The organism is Shewanella sp. QJM3NY_23, assembly GCF_056173105.1.
In genome coordinates, this window is sequence record NZ_CM149657.1 from 667,736 (window position 1) to 691,785 (window position 24,050).

A 24,050-nucleotide genomic window follows, 5' to 3' on the forward strand; every position below is an offset into this window, starting at 1 on the left:
TTAACTGCCGAGGTTTAAATTCTAATGGCTTAAAGTTCTTTCCCCCTTAACCCATCAGCCCCTTAATCCCCTGGAGTACAGCTGCCACTGCCTCACTGCGGCGTAAAGCGTAACTGAATTTTTAAGCCACCAAGGGCCTCACTGTGCTCAAAACTAAGATCAATCTCATACTGCTCAGCAATGTCTTTTACAATCGAGAGCCCTAAGCCATGACCTATGATGCTCTCATCTAAACGGGTTCCTCTGTGAGTAAGCAATGACAGTTGATCACTATCGACACCGCAGCCATCGTCTTCGATGGTTAACAGTATCGGCTTATCAGCATCTTGCGCTGGCGTGGTTGTGCTAGCGGTCACCGTCATTACGCTAATAGATACTTGAGATTTAGCCCATTTAAAGGCGTTATCGAGCAGGTTGCCAATCAGCTCCATGCCATCTTCCCTGTGTATCGGCAAACGACTGATACTGTCATCAATGGCAAATTGGCACTGTATCTGTTTGCCATGGTGAACCTTATTTAAGGTCTGACACAGATCATGTAGATCTTTGGGCAGCTGCATCTGCGCCGCCGGTAGCATGTCGCCAGTGATCCGCGCCGCCGCCAGTTTGCGCTCAATCATTTTATGAATAAGGTCGAGTTGCTTTTGCAATGCCATGGCCGAGTCTGGGTCTTTTAGCCCCAAAGCTTCAACTTGCTGCTGCATCACCGCCAGCGGAGTTTTTAAACCATGACTAAGATTGCCTAGATTATTACGGCTGCGTTCCATCTGCTTACTTGAATATTGCAACAGCTCGTTATAGGTGGTGGCTAGTGGCGCAAGCTCTGGTGGTATCTTATTAACATCTAAAGAGGTTATTTCCCCACCACGCAGTTTGATTAAAGCCTGCTGCATATCGTTTATCGGTTTAAAGGATTGCCTTAAAACTATAAAAATCCCCGCGATCATGGCTAGCAGCATGGCTAAGTTGACCCCAAGCTTAGTGCCATAAACTTGGGTAAAGACTTGACGGCCAATACTTAAGTCTTGGGCGACCGTAATGGTGGCCTGTACTAAGGCGGTCTCGCTGCTTAGCCCTAAAGAGAGCAGTTGGATGTCGTGATTTTGCGGCCCTTTGGTCTGCCAGACTCGGGTTTCCCCTTTGGTTAAAGGACGAATATCGAGGCGTTGATCCCATAAGGAGCGCGATCTTAGCTCGATATGATCCATATTAAGCTGGTAGTAGCGCCCCGAATAGACAGGTTTGTAGAAGCTCGACAGCTGGCTTTGATCTATGGTGATGTTGCCGTTATCGAATTGAATCGCCAGTAATACCTGCTGTAAATCTTCTTCGAGACGGTCAATAATTGAGTCATGAAACGCTTGCCTGAGCATCGACTCAAAAATCACGATGGCAATAAAGGTTGAGATGATCACCAAGCCTGATAACCACAGGCTCAGCTTGGTGCGAATGGAGATCATTGTTTTAAGCCGTGAAAAATATACCCTTGTCCGCGGCGCGTTTCGATGGCGGTTTTGCCCAGTTTTTTACGCAGATGGGTCACGTAAACCTCAACCACATTACTCTCTTTTTCGTCGTCAAATTGATACAGTTTGTCGGTCAACTGCGCTTTTGATAGCAGCTTTTTGGGCGACATCAAAAAAATCTTCAGTAAGCGAAACTCCATGGCGGTCAGTTCAAAATGTTGCTCGCCAACGCTGACGCTTTGCTGGCCCTCATCTAAAGTCACCCCCTCGAAGCTGAGTTCTTTAGTGGGAGTACTAGCCTTGCCGTGGGCACGGTTGATCAGTGCATTGATGCGGGCCAACAGCTCCTGAGTATGAAACGGTTTACCTAAGTAATCATCGGCGCCAGCATTAAAGCCTTCTACTTTTTCGTGCCATTGACTGCGAGCCGTCAGCATAATGACTGGTGTGTTAACCCCTTGATTACGCCAATTTTGTAGTAACAATAAGCCATTACCATCAGGCAAACCTATATCGAGGATCACGCAATCATAATTGGTCTCTTTGATAAGGTAGTCAGCTTCTGCGGCTTTATCGGTGACATCGGTAACGTAACCCGCTTGTTTTAGCTGTTTTACAAGCTCTGCAACTAAAAGGGTATTGTCTTCAACGAGCAGCAATTTCATATATGGGTTTACCTGTTTGGGTGATCATTTTTGGCTGGAGCAACTTAAAAAAGTGATTGTTCCTAAGTGATTCTTAACCTAGTTTTTAGCACCAATCAAATTAAATAAGTGATCTATTTATGGATTAAAAAATGGTTTGCACAAGGCGTTTATTTAAATAACGAGTTATTCGAATGATAAATTTTATAACACCATAGCTGCGCATGTTAACCATCAAGCATGACCCGGTAATTAATACGATTGGTATAAATCATACACCTTTTCCAAGAGGCCATGTAGCGTCGTGTTATTTTTTGTCGTATTGGCAACTGGAGGGCAGTTCCGTTGTGTCTCTTGGCTCGCCAGTGGTGGCATCAATTTTCAGAGAGATTAATTCGCCTTGGGGACTTCTGAGTTGTAGATGGTAATGCCATTGGCCTTGAGTTTGATATAAATGTGCGTCGAGCAGTTTGACGCGGCAATAGCCTTCAACTTTAGTCAACACGACATCAAATGGCAGTATTTTTCCGTCGCTGACCAGTTTCTTGGCTTGATTGTGCTCAAGTTCGGTAAAAGGCGTGGCTGATAACGAGGCGAGCGAGAAGGCATAGAGGATGAATGCACTAGCAATGTAGATGGGTTTCACTAATGCTGTCCTAAAAAAAGTGGCCTGACATAATGTCAGGCCACTTTAGCGAAGATCTATTAAATCTAACTTAACGCTAGCTTAGCGAGTACCATAAACTACGATAGTTTTACCGTGCGCCTGGATAAGATTTTGCTCTTCAAGCATTTTTAGGATTCGGCCCACAGTTTCACGTGAACATCCTACGATCTGGCCAATCTCTTGACGAGTGATCTTAATCTGCATACCGTCAGGATGGGTCATTGCATCAGGCTGTTTAGCTAGGTGCAGTAAGGTTTGCGCAATGCGACCAGCAACATCAAGGAAAGCTAAATCGCCCACTTTCTGGCTGGTACTGTGCAGGCGGTAAGCCATTTGCGAAGAGAGTTTCATCAAGATCTCAGGATTAACCTGGATCAATTGCTTAAACTTCTTATACGAGATCTCGGCGATCTCACACGCTTGCTTAGCGCGAACCCAAGCGGTACGTTCAGCTTGTTCTTCAAACAAGCCTAATTCACCAATAAAGTCGCCTTGGTTAAGGTAAGAGAGGATCATCTCTTTACCTTCTTCATCTTTGATTAATACTGCAACAGAGCCTTTAACTATGTAGTACAGCGTATCTGAGTCTTCACCAGCATGGATCAGTGTGCTTTTGGCTGGATATTTATGAATGTGACAGTGTGATAAAAACCATTCCAAAGTTGGATCCGGTTTAGGCTTACCAATCAGAGCCATGCCTGTGTTCCTCGACTGAATTAATGTATATACAAGAATATGCTAAATAAGTAGATTACGTCAATTGAGCAGAAAAAACCTCGTGAGAGATCAAACTTTGCGACAAATTTGCAACCCAATAAGCAGATTTTACCGTATTGTAAATATCGGACTTTATAATGATACATTAGTAATATATGTCAACTATTACCGCGTTTAGTCGGCGGTATTTGCCCGACAATGCAGTATGCATCACATCAAGCGCTTTACGCTATTCGTTAACCCTTTATTTACGCTTAATGCTACTTATTGGCTGAGAATGTCAATTTTGTTTAAAGAGCACGGTTTTTTTAACGATTTCTCTCGACTTAGCGCGGCGATTATTGCTAACGTTATTGGTCTGTATTGGCACTCGCTTAACCAGCCTTTGTACCTCTTGGCTGTTGAGTTAACATAGTTTGATGACTCATCAATGATTGGTTTAACTGACAGCGTTAATGTTAAAGATGAATACCAGCGTGGTTGTTTTATCGCACCAGCGATTTTTATTGCTTAAGTCAGCCTTAGTTGACAGATTGAGCTGTTTGATTTGGGAGACGTGAACCATGAAGATTAATACGTGGATGATAGCCGCCAGCTTATTGCTTGGCAGTGCGGTGAGCCATGGTGCGTTCGCATTTTCGATTCCGGCCACGGCGCAAGCGCAAGCCGCTAGCAAGCTGGCCCATATCCAGCTGAAAGCGGCTCAAGGCGAAGCCGAAGCGCAATATTTGTTGGGATTAATGTATGTATCGGGACGCTTTGTCTCGCAAGACACCTCTCTAGGGCAACAATGGATCATTCGCGCCGCAGAGCAAGGTCATCTAAAAGCGGTGCAAACCATTGCCGATCTCTCCTTCGATGGCAAGCTTATCGATAAAGATTTAGCCCAAGCTGAGCGCTGGTATCAACAATTAGCCGCTCAAGGCGATACGCGAGCGAAATTTCGTTTAGGGTTTATTTATGCCTCGGGTGGTCATGGGGTGGTGCGAAATTGCGGTAAGGCGGTCGATTATTTTCTTGCTGTGGGTGATAACGTGGCGCTGGGCAATGCGGCGTGGATATTATCCACTTGCCCTGAATCAGAGTATCGCAATGGCGATAAGGCGATGGCTATCGCTAAGGGATTGGTTGCAGCCAATAACCAAGACCCGACTCATTTAGATAACCTTGCGGCGGCGTACGCCGAAATCGGTGACTTTAACGCTGCGGTCAATATCCAGCAACAAGCTATCCATGCGCTTAAGCAGATGGCTGATCAACATCGTTTTGATGAGTTTCAGTTACGCTTGCAGCATTACCAGCAGCAAAAACCTTATCGCGAAACCTTACCCTTATAGCTTACCTTTAATCGTTAGTGGCGGTGAGTTTTGGCGGTGAGTCTGATTGTCGCCACTTGCTAACATGGGCGTCGTCATATCCCCCTTGAGCGCGCGCCCAAGCGTGATCTTTTTAGCCTAAATCACCAGTGCGACAGCTCTAGCTCATCTTTTATCCATTTTTTTGCTATTGGCGTTTTAGCTTCAGCTTGGCGATGAGCCTGCTAAGGCGCGTATATGGGGGCAAAATAGGAGTCATGTAGTGCCTTAAATAAGGGCAATACGTTGGATAACTGACTAAGACAATCTAATCATCACAAGTCACTAAGCTCAAGCTGGATAAGCCACTAATGTGCGGATCACAGTGTGGATCTTATTGGGAGCAGCACCGGATGCTAATGCGAGGATCAAACTAATGCAGGAGGTTTAAGTCGGAGTTGGGGGAGTAAATGGTGCGCTAGCATACTCAAGGAAGCAAACAGATCAAGATGGGGGAATTCACTCCCAAGAGTATACTAACTATCAGTCTTTCGCCTGAAATCCCGATGAATGAGATTCTACGTGGGCTGACTTAAACGAAGCTTAAGCTACGCAATTATTCATTATCTAAATCGAGTAGCTGTTGTCTTTTTTCTTGTAGATCGCGGATAAGCGGATTCAAAATAAGCTCCATCGCGAGCGACATTTTACCGCCAGGCACCACCAAGGTATTGATGCGAGACATAAATGAGCCATCGATCATCTTAAGGTAATAGGGAAAGTCGACGTTTTTGATACCGCGAAAGCGGATCACCACAAAACTTTCATCTAAGCTGGGGATGGTTTTGGCGCTAAAAGGGTTAGAGGTATCGACGGTGGGCACACGCTGAAAGTTAATATGGGTGCGTGAGAACTGCGGCGTCATATGGTTAATATAATCGTCCATGCTGCGCACAATTGAGCCCATCACTTTCTCGCGGCTATGACCACGTTCAGAGGTGTCGCGAATGATCTTCTGGATCCACTCTAAATTAACAATGGGGACCATGCCGATAAGTAAATCCACATGCTGCGCTACGTTGCACTCATCGGTGACCACCCCACCATGTAAGCCCTCGTAATAGAGCATATCGGTATTGTCGGGCAGTGGTCGCCATTGGGTAAAGGTGCCGGGCATCTGATTAAAAGGCACCGCCTCATCAAAAGTGTGTAGGTAGGAGCGCGTCTCACCTTGGCCCGTTGCGCCATAATCTCGAAAACACTGCTCGAGTTTCTCGAAGTTATTGGCTTCTGGGCCAAAATAGCTGATATTTTTGCTGTCGTTTTGCGATTGGCGGATCTTCAGTTCCATCTCGGGACGGGTATAGTGATGAAAGCTGTCTCCCTCGATCACAGCCGCGTTGATCCCCAGTTGGCGGAATATATGGCTGAACGCAGTCGTGGTAGTGGTGGTGCCGGCTCCAGAGGAGCCCGTCACGGCAATTATCGGGTGTTTGGCTGACATTTATTTACCTAAAAACGCTGAAGTAGTCACGGTCTGCTAAGCAGGAGTGAAGCAATAGTTATACGGTACAGACCCTGTGCAGGTCAATCTTCTGTTGATCTGGCTAAGGTATTGTCTTTGTGACGAATCGCAATCGATTCATCCTCTTCACTGTACTCTACAACCAGCTCATTACGCGATAATGCCTGCTGGCATTGTCGTATCGCCGTAGACATTGCCGCATCATCGAGGGCGGCAAAACTGCCATCTTCCATCTGAGTGAATAAAAACTCTTTGATCAAGTTATTCAATGTATCACTGGGCAGTTGTAGTAACGCTGAGTAAGGCACCAACATGGTTTATTGTCCTATGTCGAACAGAAAATGAGTGATACGTTTTTCTAAATAATATTGCGGTTTTAGTGGCGTACCGCCATCGATAAACCCCACATGGCCGCCATTATGATGCAGCTCATACTGCACAGCGCTCGCCAGCTCACTGGCATTGGGGATCACCTCATCATTCATAAAGGGATCGTCTTTGGCGTGGATCACCAGTGTCGGCTTGGTAATTTTACTCAGATAGGCCAGGCCGCTGGCGCGTTGATAATAATCGGCTACGCCGCTAAAGCCGTGTAAGGGGGCGGTAACCCGATCGTCAAACAGATGGAAGGTCGTTAACTGCGCAATATCGGCATGGGACACTGGCATCTGGCCTTGCAAGGAGGGCATATCGAGTTTTTCACGCACTTTTTGCTGTAACTGTTTGATAAGGTAAGTTTGATACACTTTCGAAAAGCCGCTTTTCAGCCTAGTGGCACAAGCCGCCAGTTGCAGTGGTGCCGAGATCACTATCGCTCGGTCAACCAAACTGTTATCGGCTTGCTCGCCTAAATACTTTGCCAATACGTTGCCACCTAAGCTATAGCCGACAGCCAATAAGGGGCTGGTGGGAGAGCGCTGCTTAAGCATGCTAAGGGTGGCCTGTAAATCTTGGGTGTCGCCGCTGTGATAACTGCGAGCCAAGCGATTACTCACCCCAGAGCAGCTGCGGTGATGATGCACCACGGCGCATACCTGCATACCGGCCAAGCGGTTAAGTAGGCGCCTAACATAATGGGAGTCGGCGCTGCCCTCCAAGCCATGCACCAAGACCACAATGGCTTGATTAGCCTTGGGCTCACCTAAAAAATCAATATCGATAAAGTCGCCATCATCGAGTTCTAGGCGTTGGCGTGTTAGCGCGGGGCCGTTTACTTTTGTCAGCACCGGTAATATCGTCTGAATATGCGGGTTTTTAGCCCACCAAGGGGGTGAAAATTGTGGTTGCGTCATCATTGGCTGTTGCTGAATATTAAAACGTGTGTTTAATTATTGTAAGTGTCGGTTAGTGTATCACACAAAGCGACGCTGAAATTACGCCATGGTGGTGATGATTGAATATAAGGAATGGCATATGAAAAGGCGGACTTTTTTGGCTACCGCGCTCGTCGGCACTGGAGCGTTGGCTTTAGGTGTCACTCTTTATCGTCCGCCTTATGTGCAAGTTAATAAGGCGCTCGACCGTCATCACCGGCTGTTATTCAGTTTATTGCTACCTGTGGTGTTAGATGGTGCACTACCGCAAACCGAGTCGCTGCGAATTGCCGCGCAAAATCGTACCTTAGATGCCATTAGCGACACCATGGCATTACTCCCTACAGATGCGCAAGCCGAGCTAGAGCAGTTACTGAATCTGCTGGAATCGCGGCTTGGCATGTTGCTGCTCACCGGGAGCATGACGCCACTGCTACTGCGTAGCCCAGCGCAACTGATTGCCATGTTAGAAAGTTGGCGAAACAGTTACTTAGATATGATGGTCACCGCATATCAAGGTTTAAGGGAGTTGATAATGGCCAGTTACTACGCCTGCCCAGAGCATTGGTCGCGGCTACATTACCAAAAGCCCGCTCTGTTTGGCTAAACCACCGGGCTCACTCATGTGGCTAACGATAACCGTTCGCTGCGTAATGATAGCCACCATAATCCACCCTTAAACAAGGGTTACAGCATTAGCACGGAGGCCAGACATTGGCGATACCAGACCCCATAGTAGAAGGCCTAGCAAGCGGATGGCATCATATCGATGGCAGTCATCTTGACGCGCCCACCACGTTAGAAGCCGATGTCGTGATTGTAGGCAGCGGTGCTGGTGGCGGTGTAGCGGCGGAGATCCTTACTCAAGCCGGTTTATCGGTGATCATCATCGAGGCGGGGCCGCTCAAGTCCTCAGAGAGTTTTAATATGGAAGAGCGCCGCGCCTATCCCAACTTGTACCAACAAGCGGCCTCGATGAAAACCAAAGATAAGGCGATAGGCATTTTTCAGGGGCGCGCCGTAGGTGGCTCAACCACCATCAACTGGACCACATCGATTCGTACCCCTGACGAGGCCCTGCGCTTTTGGGCTGCTGAAAAATCGGTGAGCGGCCTGACAAGCGATACTCTAGCGCCTTGGTTTGAGCAGATGGAGCAGCGACTCAATATCAGTGAGTGGGCTATTGAGCCTAATAACAATAACCTGGCGCTCAAGCGCGGCTGTGAAGCCCTAGGCTGGCAGCACACAGTGATCAAGCGTAACGTGGCGGGCTGCTGGAACACAGGTTATTGCGGCATGGGCTGCCCAGTAAATGCCAAGCAGTCGATGTTAGTGACCACCATTCCGGCGGCGCTATCCCAAGGGGCGACGTTAGTCAGTCGAGTGAAAGTGACTAAAATTGAGCACCACAAGCAGCAAGTGTTTGCCTTAAAAGCGCAGGCGCTGAATGACGCCCTCACGCCGACGGGTGTCGAAGTACTGTTTAAGGCCAAGCATTATATTTTAAGCGCTGGTGCCATACACACCCCAACCTTGATGCTGCGCTCAAAACTGCCCGATCCTTATCAACTCATCGGCAAACGCACCTTTTTACATCCCACATTACTCAGTGGCGCACTGTTTAACGATGCGATTAATGGCCACAGCGGCGCGCCGCAATCTATCTATTCTGACCAATTTGTGTGGCAAAATGGCGCCTCTGGCGAGCTAGGTTATAAGCTTGAGGTACCACCGATCCACCCGGTGTTAATTGCTTCTAAAACCTTAGGATATGGCCAGAGTCATGCGCAGTTAATGGCCGAGTTTAATCAACTGCAGGTGACCATAGCGCTGGTGCGCGATGGTTATCATAATGACAGTCAGGGAGGCCAAGTGCAGCTAACCGATAATGGCTTTAATCTCGATTATCCGCTTAACGAGGCGTTTTGGGGGGCGGCGCGGCGTGCCTTTGCCAGCATGGCAGAGCTGCAATTTGCGGCGGGCGCAAAGCAAGTGCTGCCCATGAGTGAGGGTATGGGGCTGTTGTCGAGCTGGGCCGAGGCGAAACAAGCGATTGCCGAGATGCCCTTAGCACCACTGAAAACCATCGTCGCGTCGGCGCATGTCATGGGCGGTTGTCCAATGGGTGAGGACCCGGCAATGGCGATGGTCAATAGTCAGGGGCAATCGCACTATTTCGATAACTTGTCGGTGATGGATGGTTCAATCTTTCCCACCAGTTTAGGGGCCAATCCTCAACTGTCGATTTATGCGATTACGGCTAAAAATGCCACCGCGTTAGCGCAGCGGTTAACCTCTGGCATATCAACGCCCAATGGCTGAGCGTCAATGCCGCAGAGGTAAGTTACCTGTTGGATATGCGCGCCAAGTGCTCGCCAATATCCATATCGAACAGGCTCAAATAGCGGGCTAGGTTATCGGCATGGGGTGAGGATTGCAGTAAGCTTGGGGTGTGCAAAATCAATTTTTGCACCTTGCGCTCTAACATCAGTTCCACCGTCAACATCTGCTGATACTCATCGGGGGCGAGATGGCCTTTACTGAGTTTTCGCAGGCGACGATAGGGCTGGAGCAAGTTGAGCTCAAAGCTTGCTATCTGTGTGGTGAGATGTTGCCAGCTTTGAGTAGGCATAAGGTAGTCATGGCTGTCGAGCCAAGTTGCCAACAGCGCTAGGTTAACATTTACCCCGTGTTCATCCTGTAGCTTGAGGTACTCAGCCTGCTGCTGGGCATAGAGTAAATCGCAGTCTTGCCAAAGCGATGGAGGAAGTTGGGTTAAACACGTCATGGTGACAGATCCTTGTGCTACTTGATTTCGATTAACAGGTGTTATAAGCGAGCGTGAACTATCCAAGTTTTGGCTATGTATTTGTGCGCGCGAAAGCCTTTAGCGTTCATATTAGCCTTGAGCGTTAACATTAGCCTTAGATGCAATCTGCCTTGAGGCGAATAAACCGCCTCAAGGGAGTTGGATGACTGTATTTAGATGACTGTATTTAGATGACTATAGTTAAGTGGCTATGGCTAAGTGATTGTAGTTAGGTGATTTGCGCGGTCACGCTTTGTTCCATCGCTTCAATCTGTTCTTGCAGTTCCAGCCACTCCATTTCGCTCTCTTCCAATGCTTGGGTCAGCTCGGTTCGCTCGCTCAATACCGCCGTCAGCTTGGCCTTGTTATCGGCATCATACAGGCTGGTGTCGGCCAGCATGTTTTCTAATTCGCTTAGGCGTTCGCTGCACTCTTGCTGCTGTTTTTCCAGCTTGGTTTGTACTTTCTTCAGCGGCGACAGTTTTTGTCTTAACTCAGCTTCGAGGCGCTTTTGCAGTTTTTTATCTTGTGCAGGCGAAGCTTCGCTCACGCCTTCGTTGTGATTATCGCTCTTGGCCGCATCGAGCAACCATTGGTGATAATCATCGAGATCGCCATCGAAGCTACGCACTTCACCTTGATCCACCAAGTAGTAGTCGCTGCAACTGAGGCGCAATAAGTGCCTATCGTGAGAGACGATAATCATCGCCCCTTCGAAAGATTGCAGTGCCATGGTGAGCGCATGACGCATCTCAAGATCTAAGTGGTTGGTGGGCTCATCGAGTAGCAGCAGGTTAGGGCGTTGCCATACCAAGAGCGCTAACACCAAGCGGGCTTTTTCGCCACCCGAAAAAGGCCGCACTGGCGATAATGCCATGTCACCGTTAAAGCCGTATCCGCCCAGAAAATCACGCAGCTCCTGCTCGCGATGGTTGGGGGCAAGGCGCATTAAATGTTGCAGCGGTGAGTCATCTAAGCGTAAAAACTCCAGTTGATGCTGGGCAAAGTAACCTATGTTAAGTCCTGGGTTGGTTTCATAGATGCCGCTTAGCGGTTGCAGTTGCCCCGACAATAACTTAATCAGAGTGGATTTACCCGCGCCGTTACGTCCGAGCAGGCCGATACGCGCACCTGGCACCAAGTTAAGGTGAACATGGTTTAAAATCACCTTATCGCCGTAACCTACAGAGACTTGCTCCATTTTCACCAAAGGATTGGGCAGGGCGTCGGGGGCTTTAAACTCCATATAAAATGGGCTGTCGGCTTTAGATGGCAGTAGTTCAGCCATGCGTTCGAGCGCCTTTAAGCGGCTCTGGGCCTGCTTAGCCTTACTGGCCTTATAGCGAAAACGGTCAACAAACGACTGCATGTGCGATCGCTCTTTTTGTTGGCGCTCATACGCCACCTGTTGCTGCGCCATCCGCTCGGCGCGAATGCGTTCAAAGGCGCTGTAATTGCCTTTGTAATAGTTGAGTTTGTGGTGTTCGACATGGACAATTTCATCAACAATGGCGTCGATAAAGTCCCTGTCGTGACTGATCAGAATCAAGGTGCCTTGGTAGGACTTAATCCACCCCTCAAGCCAATACATGGTGTCTAAGTCTAAGTGGTTGGTGGGCTCATCGAGCAGCAACAGATCCGAGCGACACAGTAGCGCTTGGGCCAAGTTGAGTCGCATGCGCCAACCACCCGAGAAACTTTTAACCGGATTTTGCTGATCGGCTTCGGCAAAGCCAAGGCCAGCCAATAAACTGGCGGCGCGCGATTGAATGGTATAGCCGCCGATGGCATCGAGTTTGCCGTGCAGCAAGGCAATGGCATTACCGTCGTTATCTTGCTGGGCTTGATGCAGTGCTTGCTCTAATTGTCGATATTCTTTATCGCCGTCAATCACATATTCTAATGCGCTGACATCTAACGCGGGTGTCTCCTGCGCCACCGAGGCAATTTGCCAGCCACTAGGAAGGCTAAACTCGCCTTTATCTAAGCTTAAATGACCGAGGATCAGCGCTAACAAGGATGACTTACCCGTGCCATTAGCGCCCACTAAGCCGACTTTATGGCCGGGATAGATGGTCAGTGACGCTTCGTCCAATAGGGTTTTTGAACCACGAATAAGTTGTGCTTGAGTAATGGTGATCATTAAGGTCGACTTGATACTGCATGGAGATAATTGGCTGAGGATAATAGCGTAAAATCGCCTATTTTAGCCACCGTTTAGCAATAACAATTTCTAACTAATGGAAGTCTTTTTGATTGGCTTATGGCAAAATGCCGCCATTGAATTGCTAATTTACAGACTACAGGTTAATCGCAACGTGAGTAAAGTCAGAGTAAAGAAACGTTTTGTCGCCGGCGCTAAGTGCCCCAAGTGTAAAGCGGTAGACAGTATCGTGCTGTTTAAAGAGCAAGGAGTTGAAACGGTAGAGTGCGTCGAGTGTGATTACCGTGAGCAACAAGCCGAAGCCGAGGTTGCCGCTAAGGCGACAGGTGGTGTTATTGGGGTATTTAAGCCTTAAATAACTTAAGCCCTTAAACAGCTAGGTGCTAGGCGCTGGCACCTAGCACTGACATCTGCCGCTTAATCCTTAAAGCCTTCATATAAAAACAGATGACGCGTCTGGTTAAAGCGTGCTTCATCGCTGTTGATAAAATCGATAGCCAGTTGCGCCTGCTCTTGGCGACACTTATCGAGCTTGGCGATTTCATATTCGTTCATCACTATGTTCATCGCCTCGACCGTCCATTCGCACTCACCTTGGCCTATGGTGACTTCGTCGGGATCATAGTGAGTCACCATCCAGTCTTGCAGCTGCTCAGTTGAGATCTGCTGATTTTTCCATTGTTCAAGTTGTTCGATAAGTTGGCTTTTGCTGATATTGGCTTGTGTCATTGGGTAGTTAATTACTGGCTGATAAATCTTGCCGCCTAGGATACCGATTTATAACCGGCGATGCGATGCTAAATGGAAGTTTGCCGATAACTTAGGCTTAATTGACTTAGGCTTAATTAACTTAGCCTCAATTAACTTAGCCACAATTGACTTAACCTTAATTGACTTGGCCTCAAGCTGCGCGTCTTGGTGATGTGACTGTTATCGCTAGCGCATGCCCTATCTTTTATCCCTTGTTGTTTCGTCATAGTCATATTAGCCATTGCCATTTAGCCAATGTTACTTCGCTCCGCCACTGCTCATTAGCCACAGCTTTTTAGCTATTACTCATTAGCCACTGCTCATTAATCACTGCTCATTAACCATAGTGACTCACTAGCAGTCCACTGAGCCAAGTGGTTTAACCCATAAGCGAAGGGTGAGCCTGTGGTGTGTATCGCAACCTTGATAAAATGGCGGGGTCATTTAGGTTGCAAGTGTTGCCTTGTTGTACGCGGCGGGGTAATTTGTTGTGTTTTTTTATTTTTGGATCACATCAAATGAATAATAACGTTACATCCAAAGCCACCGAGTCGGCTGCGTCGACTCACACTAAGACGGCTTTTCCGCGTATGTTTTGGGTCGCCAATGGCGTCGAACTGCTCGAACGCGCCGCCTATTATGGCGTGTTTATCGTCATCACCTTGTATTTGTCTCGTATCTTGGGCTTTAGTGACGTAGAAGCGGCGTGGTTGGCTGGCTCCTTCTCGGCGGGTCTCTACTTTTTACCCACCTTCAGCGGTGCCTTAGCCGATAAGATAGGCTTTAGGGGCGCCTTGTTGCTGGCGTTTGGTCTATTGACCATAGGCTATGCCTCATTAGCGATTTTCCCCATGCTAATAGAAAACCAAGGGCTGGTGGAATACGGTAAAGACACTGTCTACCATGGCTTGAGAGAAGCCGATATTCGCTGGGCGATTATCCCTATCTTAATCGTCATCATGATTGGTGGCTCCTTTATCAAGGCGGTGATCACCGGCACGGTTGCGCTATCGACCACCACAGAAACCCGCGCTAAGGGCTTTTCTATCTTTTATATGATGGTTAATATCGGCGCCTTTTCCGGTAAAACTGTAGTTAAACCGCTGCGCGAGTCGATGGGCGATCTGGGATTAATTAACCTCAACTATTTTGCCGCTAGCATGACGCTACTGGCGTTTATTAGTATTTTGCTGTTCTTTAAGAGCACAGATAACAATCGCTCGGGTAAGAGCCTGGGGCAAATTTGGCAGGCGCTCACTAAGGTTCTTGGTAATGGCCGCCTAGTGTCACTAACTGTGATCATTTCTGGTTTTTGGATGGTGCAACATCAGCTGTATGCCACCATGCCAAAATATGTGCTGCGCATGGCGGGGGAAGGCTCTTCCCCTTCTTGGTACGCTAACGTTAATCCGCTGGTGGTGTTTCTGTGTGTGAGCCTAGTGACCACGCTAATGGCAAAACGCAGCGCACTTTCTTCGATGACCATAGGCATGTTTATCATGCCTGTTTCGGCACTATTAATGGCCTCGGGCAATATGTTTGCCGGGACTGACACCATTTTAGGCATGCATCCTATTGCGGCGATGATGATCATCGGCATTGTGTTCCAAGGCTTAGCGGAGTGCTTTATTTCGCCGCGTTTCTTGGAGTACTTTTCACTGCAAGCACCTAAGGGCGAAGAGGGCTTGTACTTAGGCTTCTCGCATCTGCATTCGTTTATTAGCTCATTGCTGGGCTTTGGTTTGTCAGGATATTTACTCGAGGCTTACTGCCCTGATCCGCGCACCTTTAGTGACCATGCTGCCTGGGTTGAAGCATCATCCCATGCCCACTATATCTGGTACGTGTTTGCCGGTATCGCCAGTGTGTCAGCAGTCTCATTAATTATCTATGGCGCTGTGATTAAACGCATGGACGCCAAAGTGACAGCTGAGGCCGAGCTGGCCACCGCTTAACTCGCGACTCTTTTAACTGCTATTTTTACCGCTATCTTAACAGCTGTTATCTCAAGCCCCTTCGCCGCGTAGGTAAATGCTCACGCGGCGTCGGGGCTTTTTAGTGATTAACCCTTTTAACCACACTTGCCTAACGCACTTTGATTAAAACATTGCTATAATCGCCGCCAATACAGGGCAGGGCTTAACGCATTCGGTAATATGAGGGTGTTGGGTTTGCCTATCGACATGCTTTAAATTCGATTAGCTGTGCACGCGCGATTAATACTCGGCCAAGCCCAGCTGTCCGACTAGGAAAATACCGTGAGTCAAGCCGACAACAACACCGCAACTGCTTTTAACAGCCTGGCGTTAAAACCTGAACTGCTCGAGACCCTAACCACCATAGGTTTTGAGTCTATGACCCCCATTCAAGCCAAAAGTTTGCCAGCCATCTTAAACGGCGAAGATGTGATTGGCCAAGGCAAAACTGGCTCAGGTAAAACGGCCGCCTTTGGCTTAGGATTACTCAATAAATTGGATGTGAAACGTTTTCGCATTCAAGCTTTAGTGATGTGCCCCACCCGCGAACTGGCCGACCAAGTTGCGGCCGATCTGCGTACGCTGGCCCGTGGCATCCATAATATTAAAATTTTAACCTTGTGTGGCGGCGTGCCTATGGGGCCACAAATTGGCTCGCTTGAACATGGTGCCCATATTATTGTGGGTACGCCGGGTCGTATTATCGATCATCTCGATCGCGGTCGTTTAGATCTTGAAAACGTCAACATGTTAGTGCTTGATGAAGCCGATCGCATGTTAGAAATGGGGTTTCAAAAAGAGCTCGACGCCATCATGCTCGCCGTGCCGCGTGAGCGTCAAACCTTGCTGTTTAGCGCCACTTTCCCAGAGCAAATTCAAACCATTAGCGAGCAGTTTTTGGTCAACCCTGTGATGATCAAGGTTGAAGGCAAGCACGACGGTGACACCATTGACCAGCATTTTTATGAGTGCGGTAACAATAACGATCGCATGAAAGCCCTGCGCCTGCTGCTACTGCATCACAAGCCAGAAAGTGCCGTGGTGTTTTGTAATACCAAACGCGAAACCAAAGATGTGGCCGCGAAATTGGCTAACGATGGCTTTAGCGTTGTGGCGCTGCACGGCGACTTAGAGCAGCGCGATCGCGACCAGATGTTACTGCGATTTGCCAACAAGAGTGCTAGCGTGATGGTGGCTACCGACGTGGCCGCACGTGGGCTCGATATCGATGCGCTCGATATGGTGGTTAACTACCATGTAGCTTACGACACCGAAGTGCACATTCACCGTATTGGCCGTACTGGCCGCGCGGGCAGCAAAGGGGCGGCGCATACCTTCTTTGACCATGAAGACGGTTACAAAATTGCACTACTTGAAGATGAAATTGGCCGTGACATCGTGGGCGAAGCCTTGCCAAGCGAAAGCCTACTCGACACTTACCCACCCCAGCCACGCATGGTCACCATTCAAATTGATGGCGGTAAGAAAAACAAAATTCGTCCAGGCGACATTTTAGGTTGCCTCACAGGTGACAACGGCATCGAAGGCTCAGAAGTGGGCAAGATTAAGATCACCGAGTTTCGCTCATACGTTGCTGTCGATCGCAAAGTGCTCAATAAAGCCCTTAACAAGATCACCAAGGGTAAGCTTAAAGGTAAGAGCTATCGCGCATGGGAACTGCGCTAACTCTTTAGCTGGCGATTTGGCATAATTAGCTATCACGCTATAGCCTGCGGATGTTGCATCGCGGGTGTTGAATATCCACACCTTTTTTTGCATTTTGACAAGAGCACGCGTTTGAAGTTTGCGGCATAACGGTTAGCGTACGCTCGTTTAGCCGTGATTATGGCAACACACGTCTCGTGGGGGTTTTATCTCGGCGGTCAACGACTCTAAGCATGTTGGCTCGGCGTCAGCAGTTAATGTGTAGTCATGTGGTCTGAACTCAGACACTTGCCTCTGTTGTTTTAAATCCATCCCTATTATCTTTGTCATCACGATAAGGTTTATATGACTGTGGTTGTGATAATACCTATTCAGAGCGCAGTGCAGAGTGGCAAAGATAATAGGGCAAACGGCAAGGCTTAGCTAAACCAGCCTTTTATTTTGCTAAGCAATGATCCGCTGTAAAAAGGCGTTATCTGCTCAAGACAATAGTTGCTGATGGCATCTTTAGTATCTGATTTAATATGGTGTGTTTTAATCTCTAAACCATTCAGATCTATTTTTCGTTGCAGCGTGTTGATATCAGAGCGGATACGATTGAAATCATCGCGGTTGTTATCATCAGCAAATTGCACTCCTAAGATGAAGGCATGATCTGAACTACTTTTTGTTAAATCCAACTGACAAGACTCAATAAGGTAGGCGTGTTTAACGTTAGCGTACTGAGATAACACCTTTTTCAATGGCGTATATAACGGCAGATCGTCATGCAATATTTTGGCTACGATAGAGAGACGACCATTATGTCTGATAAGCGTCACCTCAGGCAGAAGCATATATCTTACTTCATCTTCATCTAAGGTTTTAGACAGGCTGGTATTAGGGTTGAGTACCATGTCCACACCTGACTGCAGCAATAGATTAAAAATCGTTGCGGCTTCAAGTTCCATAACCCCATGATACTCAGTACCTTCATTTTTCATTAGCTGTACGGCCTGATCGACCGCGGCTTGAGATGTAAACACAGGAGCGAAAGGATGAGCGCTGCCATCTTCAAGGGGGACATACCACTGCATGATGTTGATTGACATAGTGCCATCTGCTGCAGGTTTGCCGTTTTCGATGGTGTCATCGTCGCTTGAGTCGCTTAATAAAAACAGCTTAGCTTGGACCAGCTGTTGGTAAAATGCTTCGGCATGGGTGTTATCGGTTAATGCTTGTTGGAAGCTCAGCTCTAGTGAATTGCTCGGATTGAGTTGATGTTGCATACATAATTCCTTTTAAACTAACTGCCACAGTCCTTGTCTTTATGCGCATCTAAATTAGGCCTGCCCAGAGGGTCTGATGAGATGCGAAATCATAAATGAAGGCGCCGCTATAAATCTAGCGATATAGCTCATATTTGGTAAAAAATGTCTTTGCATAACACCTAAATGTTAAATGCTAAATGTTTAAAAATTAACGGTTTAAAATATTAGTGTCTAATGGCCCAGTTATACCTAAGTGAGTTGGCCTGCGAATGAAGGTTGATGGCATTTGGGTTTTTAGCATCAGTCTAATTGGTATTGAATAGAGTGCTTGATGGTCGCACCTTTGCTGTGATTAATCGGGAAATGTGCAAGCGCACTTTTGGCTAGGTGAGTGAAGCCTAGCTTCGTGCTCACGAACGAGAGGCTGGGTGAGCTTGGCGACAGCCATATACTCGTGAACGAGAGACTGGGATGTCGAACTGGTTTTTGTATATGGATATATTTTGTCGAGCTGGCTTTTATACATGGACGTTGTTTAAGCACATCCCTGTGGGCTCTGCGCCAGCATCCCTGCTGGCAAAGGCCGCAGCCGCGTTTACACTTGGTATCGAACGTTTCTTCGATTTGGCTGCATTTGGTGTGAGCCGCTAGTTCAAAAGCTAACTTAGTTTTGCCCCAAAGTGTGCTGGTCTTGAAATGAAGGCTTGGCATTTTTTTAAGTTTACTTGAGCAGCGTTATGCTGAATTTTCATTTATTGATGTGCTATGAAAACGCACCTTAATGGCAATTAATAGCCTGCCGCAGGCTTTATGTGCAAGCGCTCTTTTGGCTCGCTGTGAATATATCCCTATACGCTCCACGGCGGCATCTGACCTCCATGGATGGAGGGAATGCCAAAAAATGTAAGGAACATTTTTGGCCATGCCGCCAAGGGCCAAAACCGCGCTTACACCTATCTCTAACGCTTCTTCGATTGTACTTCATTTGATACGACCAGTGAGTTAAAGGCTAAGAAGCTTTTGCTCCAAAGTGTGCTGGTCTTGGAATGAAGGCTTGGCATTTTTGGGATTAGCTATAGTAGCGTTCGGCTACATCTTATTTGTTAAGTGTGTTTGAAGGTCGAACCTTCAATGTGAGTTAATTGCTTGCAGCAAGCTTATGTGCAAGCGCTCTTTTGGCTCGGTGAGTGAAGCATAGCTTCGTGCTTACGAACGAGAGGCATGGATGCCGAACTGGCTTTTAGGCATGGACGTTGTTCAAGCACGTCCGTGTGGGCTCTGCGAAATCATCCATGATTTCGAAGGCCAAAACCGCGCTTACACCTCTACCTAACGCCTCTTCGATTGGACTTCATTTGATACGACTAGTGAGTTAAAGGCTAAGAAGCTTTTGCCCCAAAGTGTGCTGGTCTTGGAATGAAGAACGATGACATTTGTTTGAGTAGCGGCTGGCTGTATTTTCATTTATTGAAAGTGTTGAAGGTCGAACCTTCACTGTTATTAATCGCCTGTCCGCCGGGGAATGTGCAAGCGCTCTTTTGGCTCGGTGAGTGAAGCATAGCTTCGTGCTTACGAACGAGAGGCATGGATGCCGAACTGGCTTTTAGGCATGGACGTTGTTCAAGCACGTCCGTGTGGGCTCTGCGAAATCATCCATGATTTCGAAGGCCAAAACCGCGCTTACACTTGGTATCGAACGTTTCTTCGATTTGGCTGCATTTGGTGTGAGTGGCGAGTAGAAAGCTAACTCAGTTTTGCCCCTTTATCATTTAGAACAATTACTCATTCGAACTTTGTGTTTCTGTGTTTACCTTATATTAACTAATGCGGAAAGCAAAAGATAAGGCCCTAGTAACTTGTCTTGTAGTATGCCTTAAAGACTATCAAGAGGGCTTATGACCCCAGTATGATGGCCACCAATCACATGGGTATATATCTCGGTTGTTTTGACATCACTGTGTCCCAATAACTCTTGGATGGTACGAATATCATGCCCTTTGAGTAATAAAGATGTTGCAAATGAATGGCGGAAAGTATGGGCGGTAACGCGCTTATCTATACCACTGTTAGTGGTAGCTTGCCTTAATACTCGTGAAAAAGCCGTTGGATGAATATGGTGTCTGCACACGTAGTTGTCACTTGGGTGCATACAACGGCGGCTAGCAGGAAAGATATATTGCCAATGAAACTTAGAGGCGTTACTGCGGTATTTTCTGATGAGAGAGATGGGCAATGAAGCAAGTCCAAAGCCATCTGACAAATCCGTCTCGTGGAGCTTTTTTACCTGTTTTATTTGTGACTTTAGAGCATCAATCAATCCGTTAGGTAGCATACAAACTCGATCTTTTTGCCCTTTACCTCGGTACACAAAGATAGATTTAGTGGTTAGATCAATATCTTTTACCCTAAGTTTTAGGGCTTCCTTTAATCTTAGGCCTGAGCCAAATAGGATGGCACCAATTAAATAGTGGTAGCCTGACAAATTGCTGATGATCAGTTTTGCTTCTTCGTTAGACAATACCTGCGGTATTCGTTTAGGGGCTTTTGCATAGGGAAATTGTAACTCATTGGGCTCAACTTTTAACACATGGCGACAAGCAAATAAAATGGCACATAGGGCCTGTTTCTGGGTGCTCGCCGACACTTCGCACTCCACTGCTAAAAAACAGAGAAATTGTTCAATCAAAGCGGGGGTTATATCTGCTCCATGACGAATATTGCAATGTCGAATGAAATAGCGGTTCCAATAGAGGTAGGATTTTTCTGTTTGATAGCTGTAATGGCGTACCCTGATCTCTGTCCGTATAGCCTCCAAAAATGTTAATTGCCCCATAACCGTTACCTCACTAGCGTACTGTATGTATATACAGTTATAGTTCAAGTTAAGATAATTACTATGAAAAAGATGCATAAATCGTTTGATTGGCGCATCGATAATACTAACTTTTAAACATTAACTCATTATTATCAATAGTTTGTAATATATATAAAAGTGCTATGCAGACCTCGTAAACACCTATGCATCTTTTTTATCTGCTAAATTGTCATATTTAACCTGTATTTTTTGTTAAAAAATATATTTACAACAAACACTTACAAGTGATATTTTGACGAAGAGACTTACAAGAAAGCAGGAGGTTATCCTGCTGCTAATCAATAAGCTGTTCTTGACCTGCGGTAGACGATTTTTAGCAAACAAGAAGTGATATTTCAGTCTAGCCGAAGGCATAGATAGAGCCAAACGCGATGGAAGAAACGCCTTATTTATGGTAGCTTGAAGGCCCTTGCTAAGGCTCGTAAAGCGAAGCTTTCAAAGAGACCTGCAAGAGTCTTCAAGTAAAGCAGCGATGCTTCCCTCACGCCGCAGGGGGCTCACATCAGCCCCAAGGGCATGGAATATGAACTCACGGATTGAGTAGCGATAACCTCCTCTCTCCGAAAGTAAAGAACAAGCCGTTACACGAGACCTTCGGCTCGTGAACTAGATCGTTATGTTTCTAAGGTAGGTTCATGGCAAATAGCAAGTTAACAGGAGGGGCTGGAGAGCATTATGTTGCTTATGCTCTATCTGCATTTGATTATATCTGTGCATTGGTCAGAGAAGGCTCCCCCACAATTGATCTTCTTGCATCAAATGTTAACGGAAGTAAAACGGTTAGCGTCCAAGTAAAAACGAGTAAATCTGCCAAGAGAAAACGTGGTAGAGGTGAAAATAGAGATTGGCACCATTTGGAGTTCACGCTTGGAAAGCATGCAGTTCAGCATGCCACTGAAAATTTCATCTTTTGCTTTGTCGATCTTAGAGGTGAAAAGTTATCAAACACCCCTGATGTCTATGTCATTCCATCAGAAGTAATCAGAAGCCATTACGATAAAAGAGATCTCAGTAAGATAAAGTGGCTCAGATTGCATTGGAGCATAGAGAAAATGGAGCCATTTAAAAATAACTGGGAACCATTTCATAATCTTCTTAGATCAACAGAAACCGAAACATAATCGGGTAGCCGGAGGTATCTAGCCTCCAGCCCCCACACCACCCTGCATGCGGCTCCGCACAGGGCGGTTCATTTAGAACGCCTAACCTGTTTTCTGGTTCGGATAGTGAACCGCGATCCATCCATCTCTCAGTGAATACAATCCTGCTTTCTTAAGATACTCATTACTCAGCGCTTGCTGTATTCCTGGTGTTTTCGAGCTCCGCCATGGGCCTTTACTTGTGATCCCACAAGCAACGGCTGCTTGGATCCTGACGCCTCGTTTAAGTAAATTCTGCACCTTAGTCCGTGGTTTTCGCCACTGACGCCAGTAGCACATCCGTACTCGACGACGGATCCAATGGTCTAAATCGATACACCCTTGGTAAGCGTTGGCTATGCCAAAGTAATTGATCCAGCCTTGCATGTATTGACGCATTTTAAACAGCTGATAACTCATACTCACGCCCCAATTTCGGTTCGTTAGTCGCCTCATCTTTTGTTTGAAAATGTGTAATGTTTTAGCATGCCACTGGATCTTTCCGCGGTTAAAGGTAAAACCAAGGAACTTGCTTTGATCGACCTTAACCACTTGGCTTTTCTGCTCATTAACGGCCAGTTTTAGCTTAGTGGCAAGGTATTGAGTAATACTCTTGAGTACCCGTTCACCCGCTCGTTGAGATTTTACCAAGATGATAAAATCGTCTGCGTAGCGAGCGAATTTATGCCCTCGACTTTCCAGCTCTTTATCCAGACTATCCAACATAATGTTAGAGAGTAATGGTGAGAGTGGGCCGCCTTGAGGCACGCCTTCAAAACTTGCTTCAAATTGGTCGTTGATCATCACGCCAGCACGCAAGTATTTACCAATAAGCGCCAGCAGACGCTTATCCTGTACCTTGATCCTCAATTGAGTCATCAACAGGTCGTGATTTACTCGATCAAAGAACTTGGACAGATCAACATCGACGGCAAATTTGCGTTTCAGTTTGATGATATCCCTTACTTGCAGTACCGCTTGTTTGGCATTTCTGTTCGGCCTAAAGCCAAAGCTGTTGATCGAGAAGAATGGGTCAAACAGTGGCGTGAGTATTTGAGCAATGCCTTGCTGTATCACACGGTCAATGACGTTAGGGATCCCCAATTTGCGTTTACCTCCATCGGGTTTGTCGATCTCTACGCGCCTGACCGCTGAGGGTTGGTATTCACCTAGCTCTAATTGAGATTTACACTGTTGCCAGCCGCCTTGTTGCATCCAGAGCGGGAAGGCTTCGATGGTCATGCCATCGACGCCAGCTGCGCCTTTATTGGCTTTAACTTGACGCCACGCCCGGTGTAGATTTTCAGGTTCGAGCAGTTGTTGGAATAGATCGCGGTTGAAGGCCGGTTGCATATCAATACGCTGCTGATAGTAATCGTCTGGCGACGTAGTGGGTATCGACAAGTTTGACAAGACTCCTCCTTCTTCTAAATGTTCAGGCCTTCACCATGTACCCACAACGCTACCGCCGGGTATGCTATCCCATCCATTACGATGGGCATTGGGCTACTATGCCGTCTGCTGACTTCTGCTTAATCACATGCCAAGTTACCCTGTCATGCGCTATCGGTTTCCATCTAGTTCGCTCTTTTCAGTCGATGAAATTGAAAAGCCAAGGCACTTATAAACCAGAGCCTCACTGGTTAATGACCGATCGCGTGTTAAGCAGATCTCCCCAGATAAGAACATGAACTTTCTTTGCACTGCTGCATCATTTACGGTGGCCATTAGATCACGTGGTTTCGTCGTCTTGTGCCAACTCACCTCTAGCCTACGCCTCATATGATGTTCTTGT

21 protein-coding genes are annotated in these 24,050 nt (G+C 47.0%); 8 read left to right on the forward strand and 13 right to left on the reverse strand.

Going from position 1 to position 24,050, the window contains the following annotated elements; all coding sequences use genetic code 11:
- Nucleotides 1-92: 92 nt before the first annotated feature.
- From AC0VXX_RS03135 to crp, 4 genes are all read right to left on the reverse strand, one after another.
- Nucleotides 93-1,460, reverse strand: a complete 1,368-nt coding sequence (locus AC0VXX_RS03135) for an ATP-binding protein (protein WP_475515870.1) — start codon at nt 1,458-1,460, stop codon at nt 93-95.
- Nucleotides 1,457-2,131, reverse strand: a complete 675-nt coding sequence (locus AC0VXX_RS03140; RefSeq protein WP_110457201.1) for a response regulator — start codon at nt 2,129-2,131, stop codon at nt 1,457-1,459. The genes AC0VXX_RS03135 and AC0VXX_RS03140 overlap by 4 nt, the downstream gene beginning before the upstream one ends.
- 286 nt (nt 2,132-2,417) lie before the next feature.
- Nucleotides 2,418-2,756, reverse strand: a complete 339-nt coding sequence (locus tag AC0VXX_RS03145; protein WP_475515871.1) for a PepSY domain-containing protein — start codon at nt 2,754-2,756, stop codon at nt 2,418-2,420.
- 81 nt (nt 2,757-2,837) lie between these two features.
- On the reverse strand, nt 2,838-3,473 hold the full coding sequence (gene crp / locus AC0VXX_RS03150) for a cAMP-activated global transcriptional regulator CRP (protein WP_012156707.1): 636 nt from the start codon (nt 3,471-3,473) through the stop codon (nt 2,838-2,840).
- 584 nt (nt 3,474-4,057) lie between these two features.
- Between crp and AC0VXX_RS03155 the strand changes: the two genes are divergently transcribed.
- The gene (locus AC0VXX_RS03155) at nt 4,058-4,831 is read left to right on the forward strand and encodes an SEL1-like repeat protein (protein WP_475515872.1); all 774 of its coding nucleotides are present in this window, start codon (nt 4,058-4,060) and stop codon (nt 4,829-4,831) included.
- A 574-nt stretch (nt 4,832-5,405) separates the two neighbouring features.
- Here AC0VXX_RS03155 and AC0VXX_RS03160 read toward each other — a convergent pair.
- The 3 genes from AC0VXX_RS03160 to AC0VXX_RS03170 all read right to left on the reverse strand — a co-directional run bounded on the left by AC0VXX_RS03160 (nt 5,406) and on the right by AC0VXX_RS03170 (nt 7,606).
- Nucleotides 5,406-6,293 (reverse strand): phosphoribulokinase, encoded by an 888-nt coding sequence (locus tag AC0VXX_RS03160; protein ID WP_475515873.1) that lies wholly within the window; start codon nt 6,291-6,293, stop codon nt 5,406-5,408.
- A gap of 83 nt (nt 6,294-6,376) precedes the next feature.
- The gene (locus AC0VXX_RS03165; protein WP_475515874.1) at nt 6,377-6,628 is read right to left on the reverse strand and encodes a YheU family protein; all 252 of its coding nucleotides are present in this window, start codon (nt 6,626-6,628) and stop codon (nt 6,377-6,379) included.
- Between the two features lie 3 nt (nt 6,629-6,631).
- Nucleotides 6,632-7,606, reverse strand: a complete 975-nt coding sequence (locus AC0VXX_RS03170; RefSeq protein WP_475516926.1) for a hydrolase — start codon at nt 7,604-7,606, stop codon at nt 6,632-6,634.
- 121 nt (nt 7,607-7,727) lie between these two features.
- Between AC0VXX_RS03170 and AC0VXX_RS03175 the strand changes: the two genes are divergently transcribed.
- Nucleotides 7,728-8,234 (forward strand): TAT leader-containing periplasmic protein, encoded by a 507-nt coding sequence (locus AC0VXX_RS03175; protein WP_475515875.1) that lies wholly within the window; start codon nt 7,728-7,730, stop codon nt 8,232-8,234.
- Nucleotides 8,235-8,341: 107 nt separating this feature from the next.
- Complete coding sequence (locus AC0VXX_RS03180; protein WP_475515876.1) at nt 8,342-9,949, forward strand: GMC family oxidoreductase; 1,608 nt, start codon at nt 8,342-8,344, stop codon at nt 9,947-9,949.
- Between the two features lie 22 nt (nt 9,950-9,971).
- Here the strand turns inward: AC0VXX_RS03180 and AC0VXX_RS03185 are convergent, their stop codons facing one another.
- The gene (locus AC0VXX_RS03185; protein WP_475515877.1) at nt 9,972-10,415 is read right to left on the reverse strand and encodes a TIGR02444 family protein; all 444 of its coding nucleotides are present in this window, start codon (nt 10,413-10,415) and stop codon (nt 9,972-9,974) included.
- A gap of 250 nt (nt 10,416-10,665) precedes the next feature.
- Nucleotides 10,666-12,579 carry an ABC transporter ATP-binding protein gene (locus AC0VXX_RS03190; RefSeq protein WP_475515878.1) on the reverse strand — a complete coding sequence of 638 codons (1,914 nt, stop codon included), beginning with the start codon at nt 12,577-12,579 and terminating at the stop codon, nt 10,666-10,668.
- Nucleotides 12,580-12,754: 175 nt separating this feature from the next.
- Here AC0VXX_RS03190 and AC0VXX_RS03195 point away from each other — a divergent pair, with 175 nt between their 5' ends.
- Nucleotides 12,755-12,955: a YheV family putative zinc ribbon protein gene (locus AC0VXX_RS03195; protein WP_475515879.1), complete on the forward strand. Its 201-nt coding sequence runs from the start codon at nt 12,755-12,757 to the stop codon at nt 12,953-12,955.
- 62 nt (nt 12,956-13,017) lie between these two features.
- Here AC0VXX_RS03195 and AC0VXX_RS03200 read toward each other — a convergent pair whose 3' ends face one another.
- Nucleotides 13,018-13,329 carry a hypothetical protein gene (locus tag AC0VXX_RS03200; RefSeq protein ID WP_475515880.1) on the reverse strand — a complete coding sequence of 104 codons (312 nt, stop codon included), beginning with the start codon at nt 13,327-13,329 and terminating at the stop codon, nt 13,018-13,020.
- Between the two features lie 539 nt (nt 13,330-13,868).
- Here AC0VXX_RS03200 and AC0VXX_RS03205 point away from each other — a divergent pair.
- Both AC0VXX_RS03205 and dbpA read left to right on the forward strand, forming a co-directional pair.
- Entirely contained in the window at nt 13,869-15,305 is a 1,437-nt protein-coding gene (locus AC0VXX_RS03205) for an MFS transporter (protein ID WP_475515881.1), read from the forward strand.
- A gap of 303 nt (nt 15,306-15,608) precedes the next feature.
- Nucleotides 15,609-17,012, forward strand: a complete 1,404-nt coding sequence (gene dbpA, locus AC0VXX_RS03210) for an ATP-dependent RNA helicase DbpA (RefSeq protein WP_475515882.1) — start codon at nt 15,609-15,611, stop codon at nt 17,010-17,012.
- A gap of 398 nt (nt 17,013-17,410) precedes the next feature.
- Here dbpA and AC0VXX_RS03215 read toward each other — a convergent pair whose 3' ends face one another.
- The gene (locus tag AC0VXX_RS03215) at nt 17,411-18,259 is read right to left on the reverse strand and encodes an SseB family protein (RefSeq protein WP_475515883.1); all 849 of its coding nucleotides are present in this window, start codon (nt 18,257-18,259) and stop codon (nt 17,411-17,413) included.
- 453 nt (nt 18,260-18,712) lie between these two features.
- Between AC0VXX_RS03215 and AC0VXX_RS03220 the strand changes: the two genes are divergently transcribed.
- Complete coding sequence (locus AC0VXX_RS03220; protein ID WP_475515884.1) at nt 18,713-18,892, forward strand: hypothetical protein; 180 nt, start codon at nt 18,713-18,715, stop codon at nt 18,890-18,892.
- 1,222 nt (nt 18,893-20,114) lie between these two features.
- Here the strand turns inward: AC0VXX_RS03220 and AC0VXX_RS03225 are convergent.
- Entirely contained in the window at nt 20,115-21,074 is a 960-nt protein-coding gene (locus tag AC0VXX_RS03225) for an integron integrase (RefSeq protein WP_475514785.1), read from the reverse strand.
- Nucleotides 21,075-21,751: 677 nt separating this feature from the next.
- On the opposite strand from AC0VXX_RS03225, the gene AC0VXX_RS03230 reads away from it, so the two are divergent.
- Nucleotides 21,752-22,237 (forward strand): hypothetical protein, encoded by a 486-nt coding sequence (locus AC0VXX_RS03230; protein WP_475515885.1) that lies wholly within the window; start codon nt 21,752-21,754, stop codon nt 22,235-22,237.
- Nucleotides 22,238-22,318: 81 nt separating this feature from the next.
- Here the strand turns inward: AC0VXX_RS03230 and ltrA are convergent, their stop codons facing one another.
- On the reverse strand, nt 22,319-23,668 hold the full coding sequence (ltrA, locus tag AC0VXX_RS03235; protein WP_475515886.1) for a group II intron reverse transcriptase/maturase: 1,350 nt from the start codon (nt 23,666-23,668) through the stop codon (nt 22,319-22,321).
- Nucleotides 23,669-24,050 lie beyond the last annotated feature (382 nt).